Raw genomic sequence first — 17,637 nt, 5'->3', positions numbered from 1 at the left:
CCTTTCGGAGGGGCCGACCATAATGGAGGACTCAGCGACTTCACTGGAGGTAACCGTGACCGGTCCGCGTTCCAAGAGCTCCGGGCTCAGCGCGCTGCAGCCCGAGGCCTTCGGCGCGCAGCCGCGCGGTGAGCGCCTCGCCCGGATCCGCCGTTCCCCGCACTTCAGGGACGGTGTCTTCCAGAACCCGGGCGGCACCGCCCGGACCCGGCCCTCCGGCTCCACGCTGGACCTCGCCAAGGTGTTCCTGGACAAGGACACCCGTCCCCTGCGTTCCCCGTCCGGCACCGTCCCGGTGCACGCCACCACGCTCGCCGACCTGGCCAAGCCGCCCACGACGGGGCTGCGGGTGACCTGGATGGGGCACTCCAGCGTGCTCGTGGAGATCGACGGTCACCGCGTCCTGTTCGACCCGGTCTGGGGCGAGCGCTGCTCCCCGTTCCCCTTCGCGGGGCCCCGTCGGCTGCACCCGGTGCCGCTGCCGCTGGCCGCGCTCGGCCCGGTCGACGTGGTGGTCGTCTCCCACGACCACTACGACCACCTGGACATGCCCACCATCAAGGCGCTGGCCGGCACGGACACCGTGTTCGCCGTGCCGCTGGGCGTCGGCGCGCACCTGGAGCGGTGGGGGGTCCCGGCGGACCGGCTGCGCGAACTCGACTGGCACGAGTCCACCGGGGTCGGCGGTCTCACCCTGACCGCCACGCCGGCCCGCCACTTCTGCGGCCGCGGCCTGCGCAACACCCAGCACACCCTGTGGGCGTCCTGGTCCGTCGCCGGCGAGGAGCACCGGGTCTACCACAGCGGTGACACCGGCTACTTCGACGGCTTCCGGGAAATCGGCGCGGCGCACGGCCCGTTCGACGTCACGATGATCCAGATCGGCGCGTACAGCGAGTTCTGGCCCGACATCCACATGACCCCCGAGGAGGGCCTGCGCGCCCACCTCGACCTCCAGGGCGGCACCCCGCACGGCGTACTCCTGCCGATCCACTGGGGCACCTTCAACCTCGCCCCGCACCCCTGGGCCGAGCCCGGCGAGTGGACCAAGGAGGCCGCCGAGGAGGCCGCCCAGGCGGTGGCCCTGCCCCGGCCGGGCGAACCCTTCGAGCCCGCCGGGAAGCTCCCCGCCGACGCCTGGTGGCGCTCCGCCAAGGCACCCGTCGCCCATCTCCGGCGCCGGCCCCAGGAACCCGCGGCTGCCGGGGAGTTCAGCCGCACCGAGGTCGGCCTGGCCGGCGAGCGGTGACCCGGTGGCGCCTGCCACGGCGAAGAGAAGGATGCGCAAGGATTCCGTAAAGGTGCGGTGCGCGGTTACGCTCTCGGCCTGTGAAGCGCATTCTCATGCAGGCGGGGAACGACCCATTCAACGTGCCCACGATCGAGAGCACCCTGGTGCGCAACAGCATTCGGGGCAACGTAGGCAATCTGATGTACACCAATTCCGCCTACCGGCACATGTCCGTGCCGGGCGCGGAGATCCGGGTCGACACGACGCACTTCGCCGAACTTACGGTCGCGGACGCGGACCGGATCAATGACGAATGCGATGTCTTCGTACTGCCGATGGCCAATGCCTTCAAGGCGAAGTTCATTCCGCACATGCACATCCTCGCGGACCTCATCGGCAGGCTGAAGGTCCCGGTGGTCGTGTTCGGGGTCGGCGCGCAGGCGAAACTCGACTACGACACCGCGTTCCTGAAGCCCGTCGACGAGGCCGTCAAGCGGTTCGTCGCCGCGGTACTGGACCGCTCGGAGTCCATCGGCGTGCGGGGCGAGTTCACCCAGCGCTACCTCGGCGAACTCGGTTTCCGTGACGTCGACGTCATCGGATGCCCTTCGGTCTACTTCCGGGGCCCCGGCTTCCGGATGGAACACCCGGGCGGACAGGCGCTGCCCGAGGGAGCCCGGATCGCGCTGTCCACCGCGCTGCGGCTCGCGAACGCCGAACTCGCCTCCGCCGTCAACGAGTCCATCCTGAAGCAGCACCCCGACCTCACCTATTTCGCGCAGGAGGGCCGCGACCTCCAGACGCTCTACTGGGGTGACACCGCCGTCGCCGCACGGCAGTCCATGCCGATGCCCGACCTCAGCTCGCACCCGCTGATACGCACGGCCGACGTGTGCGTCCCGCTGGAACCGCACAGCTGGATGGACGCCCTCACCCGGTACGACTTCGCCGTCGGCACGCGCATCCACGGCAACATCGCCGCTCTGGTCGCCGGCACCCCGGCGTTCGTGTTCGCCCATGACTCACGGACGCTGGAGCTGTCCCGGTACCACCACATCCCGCACCGGGTCATCACCGACCTGGAGGCCGACGCCGACGTCGCGGACCTCTACGCCGAGACCGACTACTCGGCTTTCGACGCGCATTACGCCGAGGGGTTCCAGCGGCTGCTGGACTTCATGACGAGGAACGGCCTGCGGAACGCCTACGAGCACGGGGACGGCGGCGAGGAGTACGACCGCAGGGTCCGGGCCGCGCGATTCCCCCGGCCGTTCCGCCGCGCCGAGGCCGAGAGCGTGGACGACCTGCTCTTCCGCATCACCATGCTCCGGGAGCAGAACAAGGCGATCGCGCGCCAGGCCGCCCGGGCCGAGAAGAAGGCCTCCGCCCAGGCCTCCCACATCAAGAAGCTCGAGGCGGCGCTCGCCGCGCAGCGGGAGTCCAGCGAGAAGCGGCTCCGGGCGCTCGAGGCCCAGGCGAAGAGGCGTCTGCCCACCAGGGCGCGGCGTCTGGTGAAGCGGCTCGCGCCGAAGTGACCGGGCCCGGCGCGGGTGACGCAAGGTGACGGATCCTCCGCCCCGACGCCGGCGCCGCCGAGCCGTGGACACCCGCGCGCACGGACGTCCGACCGAGTCCCCGGACGCGCCGAGGGCCGGCCCGCACACCAGTGCGGACCGGCCCTCGCTGCTTGTTTCTGACCGCTTCTGAGCAGGTCGGATCTAGTTCTTACGACTCTGTCGCCGGAGTCCGGCGCGGTTATCGGTCTGTCGTACGACACCTCATACCAGAGCGGGACGCTGTCCGGGAGAGTTTGGCAACTGCCCACCGCACGTGATGCGCAGGCAACTACTGTGAGTGTCCGTCGCACGACACAGGGCCTGGGGCGACCAGGCCGACGGACCAGTACGAGGACGCAGATGTCTCATCTCCGTGCACCGGCCGCCCGTGCCGACCGCCGTGAGGGCGGCCGCCACGGGAGACCGGTCGCCCGACCCGCTCCCGCACTGACCGAGACGCACATACGGCCCCAGCTCATGCGGCTCGCCGTGCTTCCGCCCGTCGCCGTCGCCCTCAGCGCCACCGCGGCCGTCCTGTTCAGCGTCCGCTCCACCGGCACGCGCCCCGGCCCCACCCTGTGGGCCGTGCTCGCCGGCGCGGTCGCGGTGACCGTCGCGGGCATCCTGATCGCCGCCGTGGCCGCCGACCGCGCCGCCCGCTCGGTCGCCGACCGCGTCACCGCCCTGCGCCGCGGAGCCGCCCGAGGTGAGGCCGAACTGCACGCCCTCGTCGAGGCGTTGCGGCAGGGCGAGACCCCGGCCCGGCGCGGACCGGGACGCCGCCCGCCCGCGGACGCCGACGACTTCGACCTGCTCGCCGCCGACCTCTCCCGGGCGCACGACGGCGCCGTCACCGCCGTCGTGCAGGCCGCCCAGCTCTCCAGCCAGGCCGGCAGCGAGCAGAAGCTGGAGGTCTTCGTCAACCTCGCGCGCCGGCTTCAGTCCCTGGTGCACCGGGAGATCTCCATCCTCGACGACCTCGAGAACGAGATCGAGGACCCCGACCTGCTCAAGGGCCTGTTCCACGTCGACCATCTCGCCACCCGGATCCGGCGGCACGCCGAGAACCTCGCCGTGCTCGGCGGCGCCGTCTCCCGGCGGCAGTGGAGCAACCCGGTCGACATGACCGAGGTGCTGCGCTCCGCCATCGCCGAGGTCGAGCAGTACTCCCGGGTCAAACTCGTCCCGCCCGTCGACGGCGAACTGCGCGGTCACGCCGTCGCCGACGTCATCCACCTGCTCGCCGAACTCGTCGAGAACGCAACGGTGTTCTCCGCCCCGCACACCCAGGTGCTGCTCCGGGCCAGCCTCGTCACCTCCGGGCTCGCCGTGGAGGTCGAGGACCGCGGGCTCGGCATGCCGGTGGGCGAGCAGGACAGGATGAACGCCCTGCTCGCCGACCCCGACCAGGTCAACGTGGCCAGCCTGCTGGCCGACGGCCGCATCGGCCTCTACGTCGTCTCGCAACTCGCCCGCCGGCACGGCATCTCGGTGCGCCTGCAGACCAACATCTACGGCGGTGTGCAGGCCGTGCTCGTCGTCCCCCAGGCCCTGCTGGGCACGGCGCCGGGCCTCCACGGAGCGGTCGGGGCGGCGCCGTCCCCCCAGCAGGACCCCGCCGCGCAGGGCCTGCCGGCGGTGCCGCCGGCCCACGTCCCGTACGTCGTCACGGCGGACGGCACCGGTTCCGGTGCGGCGCACGCGGGCACGAACGCCGACGCCGGTACGGCCCGCGAGGATTCCGCTCCCGTGCTGCCGGGCCCGGTACCGGCCCAGGCCAACGGCAGGCGGCGGCACGCCCACCGTGGGCCCGGGCAGGGCGGCGACCGGCCGAACACGGCCGCGCGGAACGGGAGTACGCACGGAGCGGGGGCGCGCGGCGCCACCGCCCGCAGCGAACCGGAGCGGAGCGAACCGGCACGCGGTGACGCGGCACCGGCCCCGCTTCCCGTACGGGCCGCCCGCGGGAAACGGGCCAACCCCGCCGAGGCCGTAGCGGGCATCGGCTCCGAACACCGGCCGGTGGTCGAGTCCCACGCGGGCGTCCTGCCCGTCCCACGCGGGGGCACTGCCGTACGCGGCACCATGGGCAAGCCCCAACTGCCGCGCCGCCGCGCCCAGGAGCACATCGTCCCGCAGTTGCGCGGCGGCCCCGCCCCGCGCCAGGACGCCGACGTCGTCGCGGGTCACGACCCCGGGCTGATGGCCGCCTTCCAGCGCGGCATGGGACTGGCCGAGGCACAGGAGCACACGGAGCCGGATCCGCCGTCCGCGGCCCGGCAGCACGCGTACGTGCCCGCCGCCGACGGCAGCGGCCGTCTTGACGGGAGCGCGCCGGCCGGATGACCCCGCTCCCCGGCCACCCGGGCCCCGCCCCCACCCCCAGCACCCCCACAGCCAGCGCTCCCGCTGGTCTTCGTACCCCAAGGAGTCGATCCACCATGGCGAGCGATGCGCCGACCGCCCAGGCATCCGACCTCGACTGGCTGCTGAGCGGCCTCGTGCAGCGCGTACCGCACACCTCCAGTGCGGTGCTCCTGTCCTGCGACGGACTGGTGAGATCCGTGCACGGCCTCGATCCGGACAGCGCCGACCACATGGCGGCCCTGGCCTCCGGCCTGTACTCCCTCGGCCGCAGCGCGGGCATCCGGTTCGGCGACGGCGGCGACGTCCGGCAGGTCGTCGTCGAACTCGACTCGACGCTGCTGTTCGTCACCACGGCCGGCTCCGGCACCTGCCTCGCCGTGCTCGCCGGCCGCGAGGCCGACGCCGCCGTACTGGGCTACGAGATGGCGATGCTGGTCAAGAGCGTCCGTCCCTACCTGGTGACCGCGCCCCGCCAGCACACCGCCGAACCCACGGCGACGAGGCCTTGAGGGTGGCCGCAGCCGGCGACGGGCCCTGGCTCGACGACGCCGCCGGACGGCTGGTGCGCCCGTTCACGATCAGCAACGGCCGCACCGAGCCCAGCATCGCCCTCGACCTCATGTCGCAGGTGATGTCCACCGGCGTCACCCCGCTCGGCTACCTCGGTCCCGAGCACGCCCAGGCGCTCGAGGTGTGCCGCGCGCCCGTCCCGGTGGCCGAGGTCGCCGCGCACCTGAAACTGCCCGCGGTGGTCACCAAGGTGCTGCTCTCGGACCTCGTCGACTGCGGGGCGCTGACCACCAAGCCCCCCGTCTTCCACCACACACCCACTGACCGGTCCCTGCTGGAGGCAGTGCTCGATGGACTACGACGACAGCTCTGACCCGTTCCCCACCGCGCTCAAGATCCTCGTGGCGGGCGGGTTCGGGGTCGGCAAGACGACCTTCGTGGGAGCGGTCAGCGAGATCGCCCCGCTCAGCACCGAGGAGCTGCTCACCACCGTCAGCGCCGCCACCGACAACCTCGACGGCATCGAGAACAAGGTCGAGACGACGGTCGCCATGGACTTCGGCCGGATCACCCTCGACCCGCGTCATGTGCTCTACCTGTTCGGCACGCCGGGGCAGGAGCGGTTCTGGTTCATGTGGGACGAGCTGTCGGAAGGGGCGCTCGGCGCGGTCATCCTCGCCGACACCCGGCGCCTGCAGGAGTGCTTCGCGGCGGTCGACTTCTTCGAGGAGCGCGGCCTCGCGTTCATCGTCGCCGTCAACGAGTTCGACGGCGGCTACCGCTACGACCCGCACGAGGTGCGCGCCGCCCTCGACCTCGATCCCGGTGTCCCCGTCATCCCCTGCGACGCCCGCATCTCCAGCTCCGGCGTGCAGACCCTGCTCACCCTCGTACGCCACCTCATCGCCCACGCCCCGGCACCCACGCCGAGCCACGGCGCCCACATGTGATCCCGCCACACCGTCCACGGAGCCGCCCCATGAGGTACGTCCACAGCGCCGGAGACCGGTCATGAGCTACGAGCCGCCCCGTCCGGTCCGGGGTCTGCTGCTCACCCCCGAGGACAAGGAGGCCCCCGCCCGTACCTCCAGACTCCGCGGGCTCGGCCTGGGGGAGCGGCCCGAACCCGCCCTCGACGCCTTCGCGGACCATCTCGCCCGGCTCACCGGCGCGCCGTACGCCATGGTCAACTTCGTCGGCGAGGACCGCCAGTTCTTCGCGGGGCTGCGCGCCCCGGTGACGGCGCCCGTGGTCCGGGAGGACGGCAGCAGGCCCGAGGTCGGCCGCGTACTGCCGCGCGACCACGGCTTCTGCCCCCATGTGGTGGTGCGGCGCAAGGCCCTGGTCCTGGAGGACGTCCGCGACTACCCGCGCTTCGCGGGCAACCCCGTGGTCGACGAGTACGGCATCCGCTCCTACCTCGGCGCGCCGCTCATCGACAGCTCCGGCATGGCGCTCGGCACCGTGTGCGCCGCCGACGTCGCCCCCCGGGCCTGGGGCAGGACCGGGCTGGAGACGATCAAGTCGCTGGCCGCCGAGCTCGCCGCGCACATGGAGGGATCGGCGCGGGACGGCCTGCCGCTCTGAGCGGCTCCCGCCGGTCCCCGGTGCGCTCCGGAGTCGGTGCCCAGGGGGTGTGAAGCAAAGCTGAGGCGGCGGTTAAGAAAAGATCGATGGACCCAGGCGCGCGCGTACGGCAGATTGCAGGGTGATTCCACCCCTCTGACCCGGTGCGGGCCTCTTCGGCGTGCCCGCGGGCCGGGACCTCACCCACAGGAGCCGTAGCGTTGAAGGCGCTGGTCAAGGAGAAGGCGGAGCCCGGGCTCTGGCTCACGGACGTCCCGGAGCCCGCCATCGGTCCCGGTGATGTGCTGATCAAGGTCATGCGGACCGGTATCTGCGGCACCGACCTGCACATCCGGGCCTGGGACGGCTGGGCGCAGCAGGCGATCAGCACGCCGCTCGTGCTGGGGCACGAGTTCGTCGGGCAGGTCGTGGAGACCGGCCGCGACGTGAGCGACATCCGGGTCGGTGACCGGGTCAGCGGCGAGGGCCACCTGGTGTGCGGCAAGTGCCGCAACTGCCTCGCCGGGCGGCGCCACCTGTGCCGGGCCACCGTCGGCCTCGGCGTCGGCCGGGACGGCGCGTTCGCCGAGTACGTCGCGCTGCCGGCGTCCAACGTCTGGGTGCACCGCGTCCCCGTCGACCTCGACGTCGCCGCGATCTTCGACCCGTTCGGCAACGCCGTGCACACCGCGCTGTCGTTCCCGCTGGTCGGCGAGGACGTCCTGATCACCGGCGCCGGCCCGATCGGCCTGATGGCCGCCGCGGTGGCCCGGCACGCCGGCGCCCGCAACGTCGTCATCACCGACGTCAGCGAGGAGCGCCTGGAGCTGGCCCGCAAGATCGGCGTGAGCCTCGCCCTGAACGTCGGCGCGAACACCATCGCGGACGGGCAGCGGGAGCTCGGTCTGCGGGAGGGCTTCGACATCGGCCTGGAGATGTCCGGCCGCCCCGAGGCCATGCGGGACATGATCGCCAACATGACGCACGGCGGCCGGATCGCCATGCTCGGCCTGCCCGCCGCGGAGTTCCCCGTCGACTGGGCCCGCGTCGTCACCTCGATGATCACCATCAAGGGCATCTACGGCCGCGAGATGTTCGAGACCTGGTACGCGATGTCCGTCCTGCTGGAGGGCGGCCTGGACCTCGCCCCCGTGATCACCGGCCGCTACGGCTACCGCGACTTCGAGGCGGCCTTCGCCGACGCGGCCGGCGGCACCGGCGGCAAAGTCATCCTCGACTGGACCGTCTGATCCCCGGTCCGGTCCGTCTCCCGCACTCGATGGAGTCCCTCATGTTCAACTCTGTTCGCGACGACCTGCGCGCCACCCTCGACGAGATCCGTGCCGCCGGTCTGCACAAGCCCGAACGCGTCATCGACACCCCGCAGTCCGCGACCGTCAACGTCAGCGCCGGCGGCCGCCCCGGCGAGGTCCTGAACTTCTGCGCCAACAACTACCTCGGCCTCGCCGACCACCCCGACGTCGTCGCCGCCGCCCACGAGGCGCTCGACCGCTGGGGCTACGGCATGGCCTCGGTCCGCTTCATCTGCGGCACCCAGGAGGTGCACAAGGAGCTGGAGGCCCGCCTCTCGGCCTTCCTGGGCCAGGAGGACACCATCCTGTACTCCTCCTGCTTCGACGCCAACGGCGGTGTCTTCGAGACCCTGCTCGGCGAGCAGGACGCGGTGATCTCCGACGCCCTCAACCACGCCTCCATCATCGACGGCATCCGCCTGTCCAAGGCCCGCCGCTTCCGCTACGCCAACCGTGACCTCGCGGACCTGGAGGCCAGGCTGAAGGAGGCGACCGAGGGCGGCGCCCGGCGCAAGCTGATCGTCACCGACGGCGTCTTCTCCATGGACGGCTACCTCGCGCCGCTCGCGGAGATCTGCGACCTCGCCGACCGCTACGACGCGATGGTCATGGTCGACGACTCGCACGCCGTCGGCTTCGTCGGCCCCTCCGGCCGCGGCACCCCCGAGCTGCACGGCGTCATGGACCGCGTGGACATCATCACCGGCACCCTCGGCAAGGCGCTCGGCGGCGCCTCCGGCGGCTACGTCGCCGCGCGCGCCGAGATCGTCGCCCTGCTGCGCCAGCGCTCGCGGCCGTACCTGTTCTCCAACACCCTCGCCCCGGTGATCGCCGCCGCCTCCCTGAAGGTCCTCGACCTGCTGGAGTCCGCCGACGACCTGCGCGTCCGGCTCGCCGAGAACACCGCCCTGTTCCGCCGCCGGATGACCGAGGAGGGCTTCGACATCCTCCCCGGCGACCACGCCATCGCGCCCGTCATGATCGGCGACGCGGCCGAGGCGGCCCGCATGGCCGAACTGCTGCTGGAGCGGGGCGTGTACGTGATCGGCTTCTCCTACCCGGTCGTCCCGCAGGGCCAGGCCCGCATCCGCGTCCAGCTCTCCGCCGCGCACTCCACCGAGGACGTGGACCGGGCGGTCGACGCGTTCATCGCGGCCCGCGCCGAGCTGGCGGTCTGACCAGCGCGGACATGGGGCGATAATGGACCCCATGATCGAAGCGCGGCGGCTCCACATCCTCCGTGCGGTGGCCGACCACCGTACGGTGACGGCGGCGGCCGCCGCGCTCTACCTCACCCCCTCCGCCGTCTCCCAGCAGCTGACCGCGCTGGAGCAGGAGACCGGCCACCGGCTGGTCGAGCGGGGCGCCAAGGGGGTACGGCTCACCCCGGCCGGCGAGATCCTGCTCAGCCACACCAACGCCGTCCTCGCCCAGCTCGAGCGGGCGGAGGCCGAGCTGGCCGCCTACGGCTCCGGGGAGGCGGGCACGGTCACCGTGGCCGCCTTCGCCACCGGCATCGCCGAGGTGGTGGCGCCCGCCGTGGCCCGGCTGGCCTCCTCGGCGCCCGGCATAAGGATCCGGGTCCAGGACGCCGAGGGCGACGCCAGCCTGCCGATGGTGCTGGACCGGCAGGTGGACGTCGCGGTCGCCGTGGAGTACCGGGGCGCCCCGGCCGCGGACGACCCCCGGCTGACCCATGTGGCGCTGTACGCCGAGCCCTTCGACGCCGTCGTTCCCGTCGGCCACCGCCTCGCCGACGCCGAGGAGGTCCCGCTCGCCGAGCTGGCCAAGGACACCTGGATCGGGCCGTACCCCGGCAACCCCTGCCACGACGTGGTCGTCCTGGCCTGCGAGAGTGCCGGGTTCCAGCCCCGGCTGGAGCACTCCTCCGACGACTTCCGCGCCGTGGTCGCCCTCGCCTCGGCCGACGCCGGCGTGGCCCTCGTACCCCGCTCCGCCCTGCGCGGCATGGACCTCGCGGGTGTCGTGGTCCGCCCGGTCGACGGGGTGGCCCCCACCCGGCGCGTCTTCGCGGCGGTCCGCCGGGGCGCCGAGGGCCACCCGTTGATCCGCCCGGTGCTCCAGGCCCTCGGGCGGGCGGCGGGCGTGAGCCCTCCGTAACACGGCTGTCTCATATCAGGGATAGCGTCCCGGATATGAGAACCGATGCCCCCGACCCCGTGGACGCCCGGATCGGCGCCCGGCTCGCCGAACTCCGTGCCGGGCACGGCTGGAGCCTGGGCGAGCTGGCCGAACGCAGCGGAGTGAGCAGGTCCACCCTGTCCCGGGCCGAACGCGCCGAGATCAGCGCCACCGCCTCCCTCCTCAACCGGCTCTGCCATGTCTACGGACGCACCATGTCCCAGCTGCTCAGCGAGGTCGAGGCGGAGCCCGCCCCGCTGGTCCGGGCGGGCGACCAGCAGATCTGGCGGGACCCCGCCGCCGGCTTCGTGCGGCGGTCCGTCTCGCCGCCGCACGCCGGCCTGCGCGGCGAACTGGTCGAGGGCCGACTCACCCCGGGCGCCGACCTCGCGTACGACCGCCCGCCCGTCTCCGGCCTCGAACAGCACCTGTGGGTCCTCGACGGATCGCTTGAGGTGACCGTGGCGGACACGAGCAGCGCCCTCGACGCCGGGGACTGCCTGCGGATGCGGGTCTTCGGCCCGACCCGCTTCCGCTGCCCCGGCCCCGCCGAGGCGCGCTACGTGCTCGCGGTGGTGCGGCCATGACGGTGCTGCGCTGGAACGATGCCCAGGTGCGCGAGAGATGTGGGGAGTTGGCCGGCCTGCTGGCGGACACCGTGGACGGGGGAGCCTCGGTGGGCTTCCTCGCGCCGCTCGGATCCGCCGAGGCCGCCCGGTGGTGGCGGGAGCGGGCCGACGCCGTGGCGGCCGGGCGGCTGGCGGTGTGGGTGGCCGTGGACGGCGCGGACCGGGTGGCGGGCACGGTCGGCCTGGCCCTGCCCGACAAGCCCAACAGCCGCCACCGCGCCGAACTCGTCAAGCTGATGGTGCACCGCTCCGCGCGCGGACAGGGCCTCGGCCGCAGGCTCCTCGCCACCGCCGAGCGGGCGGCCGTCTCCGCCGGCGTCACCCTGCTCCACCTCGACACCGAGACCGGCAGCCCCGCCGAGCACCTGTACCGCTCGGCCGGCTGGACGCCGGCCGGCACCATCCCCGACTACGCGGCGAGCCCGTCCGGCGAACTGCGCCCGACCACCCTCTACTACAAGCGGGTCGGTCCGCCCGCTGGGTGACTGTCAGTGGCGGGGGCTAGCGTGCGTGGCATGCCGGACGCAGAAGACGTACGCCGTATCGCCCTGTCCCTCCCGGACACCACGGAGAAGACCGCCTGGAGCATGCCCACGTTCCGGGTGGCCGGGAAGATGTTCGCGACCCTCCCCGAGGACGAGACGTCCATCGCCGTGCGCTGCCCGAAGGAGGAGCGCGACGAACTGGTGCTGGCCGAACCGGAGAAGTTCTGGATCGCCGGCCACGAGGCCCAGTTCGCCTGGGTGCGGGCGCGACTCGCGGCGCTGGACGACGAGGCGGAGCTGCGCGACATCCTCACCGACTCCTGGCGCCAGGCGGCCCCGCCGCGGCTCCTGGAGAGCTACCCCGAGCTGGGCGCGCCCGGCATCCCCTGAGAACGGCCCCTAGGGGCGCGCGACCCCCGGTCACCGTCAATGGATGCGCGACCACCGACCCGAGTGCGGTATTGTTTCCATGCACGTTTCGACCGGGGAAACCCCAGGTCAAACGGCACCGGGACGTGGCGCAGCTTGGTAGCGCACTTGACTGGGGGTCAAGGGGTCGCAGGTTCAAATCCTGTCGTCCCGACTTTGAGAAGTCGCAGTTCAGGGGCCATCGCGGAGAAATCCGGGATGGCCCCTGAATCGTTTTCGTGACGGACGCCGTGACGGCACGGGTGATCCCGGCCGAGACTGTGACGGCATCGTCACAGCGGGTGATGTCGCGCGTCCCGTGCAGGACGGGCCGATCCCGCCCGCCGGCCCGGTGGGGGAATCGCCCCTCTCAGGCCGCTGCTGTCTCGATGTAGGACAGGCAGGCGTCACGCGAGTCCTCGTCGTGAACGACGTCCCAGCCCCCGGGCACGTCGATGCCCACCGGCCACAGGGAGTACTCGGCGCGCTCGTTGCGGAGCACGAGGTAGGAACGGTCCGGGTCCTCGAAGGGGTTGGTCATCATGACTCCTGTCTCGGTCGGGGGGGGTCAGTCGAAAAGGCGGCGGCTCATGCCCCTCACCGCGAGGAGCCAGGCGGCCACCGTGAAGACGGCGAGCGCGAGGGCGTGCAGCCAGTCGCCGGCGTCCAGCACACCGAAGGCGGCGTGGCGGACCAACTGCATGCAGTGGTAGATGGGGTTGGCGGCGGCGACGGCCCGGACCCAGCCGGGCAGGCCGTCGAGCGGGAAGAAGACACCGGCGGCCATGACGAGCGGCGTCAGCACACCCGAGACGACCAGTCGTAGCCAGTCGATCGCCGGGACCAGGGTGGACACCCACATTCCGCACAGGGCGAAGGCCAGACCCGACACCAGGGTGACGACTGGCACGAGCAGCAGGGTGGCGCTCGCGGGGAGACCGACGGCGAGGGTGACCAGCAGCGGCACGGAGCTGTAGACGGACGACTTGACCGCGATCCAGGACGCCTCGGCGATGACGAGTTCCCAGACGTCCACCGGCCGGCTGAGCACCGCGTCGTACAGGTGCTGGTAGCAGCGTCGGTTGTAGGTCTCGAACATGCCGGCGAAGGCGGAGGCGAACAGGACGGAGGTCACGACCATGCCCACGCCCACGAACTGCGGGTACGGCCGGCCTTCGGCCGAGTCCACCAGGGTGCCGAAGCCGAGGCCGAATCCGGCCATGTACACCAGGGGCTCGATGAGCGAGCCGAAGGTGATGGCGGGCCAGTAGCGCCGGAAGAGCAGCAGTTCCCGCACCCACACCGCCCGCATCGTCGGCAGCAGCACGGGCGTCGCGGCCCCTCCCTCGTCCTCGAAAGCGCTCGTCGGCGTCTCCGCGGGGCGTACCGGTGCGGCCCTCGTCATGGAGGCGGGTCCTTTCTGATGTGGGGTACGGCGGGGTGCACCGGGATCAGACGAAGAGCTCGCCGGTCAGGGCGACGAACACGTCCTCGAGTGTGGTGGGGCGCAGCACGTCCGCGGGGCCCAGTACTTCGCGCAGGTCGCCCGGCATGGTCTCGGCCCGGAGGACCGACACCGACAGTCCGGTGCGGCGGCTCGTCAGGCCCGCCCGGGCGACGTGATCCTCGACGAAGGCGCGGCGGGCCGCGTCGCCCCGGTACTCGGCGGCCTGCGCCCCGGCGTGGGCCCGGAGCAGCTCCTGTGGAGTGCCCCGGGCGATCTGACGGCCGCCGGACACCACGGCCACCTCGTCGGCGAGGCGCTCGGCCTCCTCGATGTAGTGCGTCGACATCAGCACCGTCGTGCCGGCGGCCCGCAGCGTCTCCATGACGTCCCACAGGTCCTGGCGGATCTGCGGGTCGAGGCCGACCGTGGGCTCGTCGAGCAGCAGCAGGCGGGGAGCGGTGAGGATGCCCCGGGCGAGCAGCAGTCTGCGCCGCATACCGCCGGACAGCGACTCCACCCGGCTGTCGCCCCGGTCGGCGAGGCGTACCGCGGACAGTGCCCGGTCGACCGCCTCCGCGTACCGGCGGGCGGGCAGGGAGCTGAACCGGACGAACACGTCAAGGTTCTGACGTACCGTCAACTCGATGTCGAGGTTGCTCTCCTGAGGCACCACGCCGAGCAGTGAGCGCACCCTCCGGGAGTCCTTCGGCATGCTGTGCCCGAGGACCTCCACCGTCCCGCTGGTCGCCCGGCTCTGCCCGGTGATGAGCCGCATGGTGGTCGACTTGCCCGCGCCGTTGGGGCCCAGCAGCCCGAAGAACTTCCCTTGCGGAACGTCGAGATCCAGCCCGTTGACGGCGTTCGTCGAGCCATAGGTCTTCACGACATCCCGAAAGCGGACGACGGGGATGCTCACCCCTGGTTCCCCCCAACTCGAAAGTGCTGCGCGGCCCGAGGCGCGGTGGCGTCAACCCGGTCGCATCGGCTCATACAAGCGCACGCTCACCGATTTGTGAAGTCCTTGTTTCCTTCCGTGAACCGCTGCTAGGTTGCCGAAATGATCAAGCCCCCCACGAGGGTGCTTCTTCGAAACGGGGGATGCATGAGGTCGCGCGTATCCGCGCTCGCCGGTGTTCTGTTGCTGTTTTTCGTCGCGCTCGGTTGCGCGTTGCTGGTGCGCGTTCCCCCGGAGCCGAGGCCGGCGAACAGTGGGTCATCCGGCTTTTCCGCGACGCGTGCCGCGGAGCACATCAGGCACATCGCGCGTTCCCCGCATCCCTCCGGCACGTCCCAGGCCGAAGCGGTCCGGTCCTACGTGACCGGGCAGTTGAGCCGTCTCGGACTCTCGCCCGAGCAGCACGAGTCGACCGAAGTGCTGCCCGGGAAGGGCGGTTCGCACCTGGCGGGCCGTGTCCACAACATCACCGCCACGATCCCGGGACGGTCCTCCACCGGCCGGGTACTCCTCGTCGCGCACACCGACTCGGTGGCCACCGGTCCCGGCGCCTCCGACGACGGCCTCGGTGTGGGCTCCCTGCTGGAGATCGCACGAGCCCTCGGCGAAGGCCCCCCTCCGCGCAACGACGTGGTCCTGCTCTTCACCGACGTCGAGGAGACGGCACAGCTCGGCGCCCGGGCGGCGGCACGAGAGCTCGCCAGGACCCGTCACGGCCCCGATGTCGTCATCAACCTCGAAGCGCGCGGTACCAGCGGACGGGCCGTCATGTTCGAGGCCGGGCCCCACAGCGCCGCCCTGGTGGCCGCCCTCGGTGACACCCCGCCCGTCGCCACCTCGCTTTCCGACGAGATCTACCGCCTGCTGCCCAACGACACCGATTTCACCGAGCTCCGCGCGTCCGGCGCGACCGGAATGAACTTCGCGGTCATCGGGGGCAGTGCCCGCTACCACGGCCTCGAGGACGATCTGGACCACGTCGACCTCGGCAGCCTCCAGGACCTCGGGAACACCGCCGTCTCGGCCACCCGCACCCTGTCGGCCACCGACCTCGCACGGATCGAACAGGCCTCCGAGGCCACGTGGTTCAACCTGGGACCGGTGCTGGTCCGCTACCCCGCGGGCGCCGTCCTGCCCCTGGCGGTGATCGCCGCGATCGCGGTGGCGGCGGCCGTCTGGTACGCCCGCCGTCGACGCGCCCTGAGCCTCCGCGCGGCCGGACGCGCTGCGCTGACCCTTCCCCTGCCGCTCCTGGCCGCCGCCGCGCTCGGCTGGTCGGCCTGGCAGGCCCTGCTCCTCGTCCGGCCCGCCTACGCCCTCTTCCACCTGGGCGACCCGTACCGCACGGGTCCCGCCGTCGCGGGGCTGGTGCTGCTGACGACCGCCGTCGTATGGCTGTGGGTCGTGTGGGTCGGCAGGCGCGCCACCGCGGTGGACACGGCCGCCGGAACGGCGGCTTGGGCGGCGCTGTCGGCCGTCGTCACCGCCTTCCTGCTGCCCGGTGCCGCCTACGTGTTCACCTGGACCGCCCTGGGCGTGGCGGCCGGTGTCGCGCTGGCCGCCCACACCGCCGAGCGCTCCGCGTGGCGGAGCGCAGCCCTCGCGGCCTCGGCGCTGCCGTGCGTCGCGGTCACGGCACCGCTGGTCGCTCTGCTGTTCCCGACGGTGGGACTCGCGTCGGCCGCCGGGCCGCTGGCCCTGGCCGTGCCGGCCGCCGTGGTGGTGCTGCTGCCCCTCACCGTCAGGATCGCCGCCGCTCATGTCCGACGTGCGGTGGTCGGCGGCGCCGTCCTGGCACTGACCGGCGCTGCCCTGGTGGGTGTCGACGCCGCCGTCGACGCGCCCGACGGCGAACACCCGCGCCCGGTGAGCCTGATGTACGCCCTGGACGCCGACCGCGGGAAGGCCGTCTGGGTGTCCGAGGACGCCGACCCCCACCCGTGGGTCAGCCACTACACGGGCGACCGGCGAACGGACTCCCTGGAGAAGTGGTCCCCCGCACTGGCCGCGCCGCCCGGGGGACTGCTCGCCGGCCCTGCCCCTGTCGCCCCGGTCTCCCGCCCCGTCGTGGACCCGGTGTCCGACACGCGCAAGGGCGGCAACCGCACCCTGCGCCTGTCGGTGCGGCCCGAGGGGGGAAAGCCCTCGCTGATGGCCCTGTACGTCGACACCACGGCCGTCAAGGTCGTGGGCGCCCGGGTGGCCGGCGCGCCCGCGGGCACCGGCACCCTCGGCGGAGGCGTCAACCGGCCGTACACCGGCTCGGTGTGGAAATGGGGGCTCCTCCTCGTCGCCCCGCCCCAGGAGGGCACCGAAGTGACCCTCACCGTCCGGGACACGGGCCGCCCGGTCCGCCTGCTGGCCATGACCCAGGACGCGGGGCTGCCCGCCTCGGCCCTGGACCGGCCGCGTCCCGACGATCTCACGTGGGACCCCCAGGCGGCCGGCATCTCCTTCGCCAGCCGCCAGTACAAGCTTTGACCACCCCGACACCTCACCAACGGAAGAGAGCGGCCTCCATGTCGTCGAACCCGAACAGCGCCGAGGGCGCCACGGCACCGCAGAAGCTGCGGCTGCGCAAGGCGGAAGCGGCGGACGCCGCCGAGATCACGAACGTCTTCCTGGCCTCGCGGGCCGCGGCGATGCCGTACCTGCCCAGGCTGTACAACGACGAGCAGACCCTGTACTGGATCGAGGCCGTCGTACTGCCCGGCAGCACGGTGTGGGTGGCCGAGCTCGGGGAGAAGTCCGAGATCGTCGGCTTCGCCGCGCTCGACGGAACGGTGCTCGACCACCTCTACCTGCGGCCGGACGTACGACGGCAGGGCATCGGCTCGGCCCTCCTCGCCACCGTCAAGGAGTCCTCCCCGCACGAGCTCTCGCTCCACGTCTTCCAGCGCAACGAGGACGCCCGCGCCTTCTACGAGCGCCATGGCTTCACCGCCGGCGAGTTCAACGACGGCAGCCGCAACGAGGAGAACGAGCCGGACGTGACCTACCACTGGACCGCTCGCTGAGGTGATCGCCG

Annotated in this window: 18 protein-coding genes and 1 tRNA gene; 16 read left to right on the top strand and 3 right to left on the bottom strand. The window is 72.4% G+C overall.

All coding sequences use genetic code 11. From position 1 onward, the window contains the following. Nucleotides 1–55: 55 nt before the first annotated feature. The 14 genes from ACWCPN_RS30220 to ACWCPN_RS30155 all read left to right on the top strand — a co-directional run bounded on the left by ACWCPN_RS30220 (nt 56) and on the right by ACWCPN_RS30155 (nt 12,382). A complete protein-coding gene (locus ACWCPN_RS30220) occupies nt 56–1,249 on the top strand; it encodes an MBL fold metallo-hydrolase (protein ID WP_451212498.1) in 1,194 nt (397 codons plus the stop codon). An 80-nt stretch (nt 1,250–1,329) separates the two neighbouring features. Further along, a complete protein-coding gene (locus ACWCPN_RS30215; protein WP_451212496.1) occupies nt 1,330–2,766 on the top strand; it encodes a polysaccharide pyruvyl transferase family protein in 1,437 nt (478 codons plus the stop codon). 381 nt (nt 2,767–3,147) lie between these two features. Continuing rightward, nucleotides 3,148–5,133 carry an ATP-binding protein gene (locus ACWCPN_RS30210; protein WP_451212493.1) on the top strand — a complete coding sequence of 662 codons (1,986 nt, stop codon included), beginning with the start codon at nt 3,148–3,150 and terminating at the stop codon, nt 5,131–5,133. A 95-nt stretch (nt 5,134–5,228) separates the two neighbouring features. Further along, the gene (locus ACWCPN_RS30205) at nt 5,229–5,663 is read left to right on the top strand and encodes a roadblock/LC7 domain-containing protein (protein ID WP_199212822.1); all 435 of its coding nucleotides are present in this window, start codon (nt 5,229–5,231) and stop codon (nt 5,661–5,663) included. 2 nt (nt 5,664–5,665) lie between these two features. Then, the gene (locus tag ACWCPN_RS30200; RefSeq protein ID WP_451212490.1) at nt 5,666–6,037 is read left to right on the top strand and encodes a DUF742 domain-containing protein; all 372 of its coding nucleotides are present in this window, start codon (nt 5,666–5,668) and stop codon (nt 6,035–6,037) included. Next, nucleotides 6,015–6,614: a GTP-binding protein gene (locus ACWCPN_RS30195; RefSeq protein WP_199212823.1), complete on the top strand. Its 600-nt coding sequence runs from the start codon at nt 6,015–6,017 to the stop codon at nt 6,612–6,614. The genes ACWCPN_RS30200 and ACWCPN_RS30195 overlap by 23 nt, the downstream gene beginning before the upstream one ends. Before the next feature lie 61 nt (nt 6,615–6,675). Further along, nucleotides 6,676–7,251, top strand: a complete 576-nt coding sequence (locus tag ACWCPN_RS30190; RefSeq protein ID WP_451212487.1) for a GAF domain-containing protein — start codon at nt 6,676–6,678, stop codon at nt 7,249–7,251. 200 nt (nt 7,252–7,451) lie between these two features. Continuing rightward, the gene (tdh, locus tag ACWCPN_RS30185; RefSeq protein WP_451212484.1) at nt 7,452–8,480 is read left to right on the top strand and encodes an L-threonine 3-dehydrogenase; all 1,029 of its coding nucleotides are present in this window, start codon (nt 7,452–7,454) and stop codon (nt 8,478–8,480) included. 41 nt (nt 8,481–8,521) lie between these two features. Continuing rightward, on the top strand, nt 8,522–9,721 hold the full coding sequence (locus ACWCPN_RS30180) for a glycine C-acetyltransferase (RefSeq protein ID WP_451212481.1): 1,200 nt from the start codon (nt 8,522–8,524) through the stop codon (nt 9,719–9,721). Nucleotides 9,722–9,752: 31 nt separating this feature from the next. Next, complete coding sequence (locus tag ACWCPN_RS30175) at nt 9,753–10,664, top strand: LysR family transcriptional regulator (protein ID WP_451212478.1); 912 nt, start codon at nt 9,753–9,755, stop codon at nt 10,662–10,664. Between the two features lie 35 nt (nt 10,665–10,699). Next, on the top strand, nt 10,700–11,272 hold the full coding sequence (locus ACWCPN_RS30170) for a helix-turn-helix domain-containing protein (protein ID WP_451212475.1): 573 nt from the start codon (nt 10,700–10,702) through the stop codon (nt 11,270–11,272). Next, nucleotides 11,269–11,799: an N-acetyltransferase family protein gene (locus ACWCPN_RS30165; protein ID WP_451212472.1), complete on the top strand. Its 531-nt coding sequence runs from the start codon at nt 11,269–11,271 to the stop codon at nt 11,797–11,799. The genes ACWCPN_RS30170 and ACWCPN_RS30165 overlap by 4 nt, the downstream gene beginning before the upstream one ends. A gap of 30 nt (nt 11,800–11,829) precedes the next feature. Continuing rightward, nucleotides 11,830–12,189, top strand: a complete 360-nt coding sequence (locus ACWCPN_RS30160; protein WP_199212828.1) for an MmcQ/YjbR family DNA-binding protein — start codon at nt 11,830–11,832, stop codon at nt 12,187–12,189. Between the two features lie 119 nt (nt 12,190–12,308). Further along, a tRNA-Pro gene (locus tag ACWCPN_RS30155) sits at nt 12,309–12,382 on the top strand. Between the two features lie 195 nt (nt 12,383–12,577). Here ACWCPN_RS30155 and ACWCPN_RS30150 read toward each other — a convergent pair. The 3 genes from ACWCPN_RS30150 to ACWCPN_RS30140 are packed head-to-tail and all read right to left on the bottom strand — an operon-like array spanning nt 12,578 to nt 14,537. Further along, nucleotides 12,578–12,751, bottom strand: a complete 174-nt coding sequence (locus tag ACWCPN_RS30150; protein WP_451212469.1) for an MbtH family protein — start codon at nt 12,749–12,751, stop codon at nt 12,578–12,580. A 24-nt stretch (nt 12,752–12,775) separates the two neighbouring features. After that, nucleotides 12,776–13,612, bottom strand: coding sequence for an ABC transporter permease (locus tag ACWCPN_RS30145; RefSeq protein ID WP_392292597.1), 837 nt, complete (start codon nt 13,610–13,612; stop codon nt 12,776–12,778). A 46-nt stretch (nt 13,613–13,658) separates the two neighbouring features. Beyond that, nucleotides 13,659–14,537 carry an ABC transporter ATP-binding protein gene (locus tag ACWCPN_RS30140; RefSeq protein WP_451212465.1) on the bottom strand — a complete coding sequence of 293 codons (879 nt, stop codon included), beginning with the start codon at nt 14,535–14,537 and terminating at the stop codon, nt 13,659–13,661. Nucleotides 14,538–14,969: 432 nt separating this feature from the next. Here ACWCPN_RS30140 and ACWCPN_RS30135 point away from each other — a divergent pair, with 432 nt between their 5' ends. Beyond that, nucleotides 14,970–17,090 carry a M28 family peptidase gene (locus tag ACWCPN_RS30135; RefSeq protein WP_451212462.1) on the top strand — a complete coding sequence of 707 codons (2,121 nt, stop codon included), beginning with the start codon at nt 14,970–14,972 and terminating at the stop codon, nt 17,088–17,090. Nucleotides 17,091–17,128: 38 nt separating this feature from the next. Next, the gene (locus tag ACWCPN_RS30130; RefSeq protein ID WP_451212459.1) at nt 17,129–17,626 is read left to right on the top strand and encodes an N-acetyltransferase family protein; all 498 of its coding nucleotides are present in this window, start codon (nt 17,129–17,131) and stop codon (nt 17,624–17,626) included. Nucleotides 17,627–17,637 lie beyond the last annotated feature (11 nt).

The organism is Streptomyces sp. NPDC002386 (assembly GCF_053593175.1).
The sequence above is the reverse complement of the archived record's forward strand: the minus strand, read 5'-3'. Positions and strand labels throughout refer to the sequence as shown.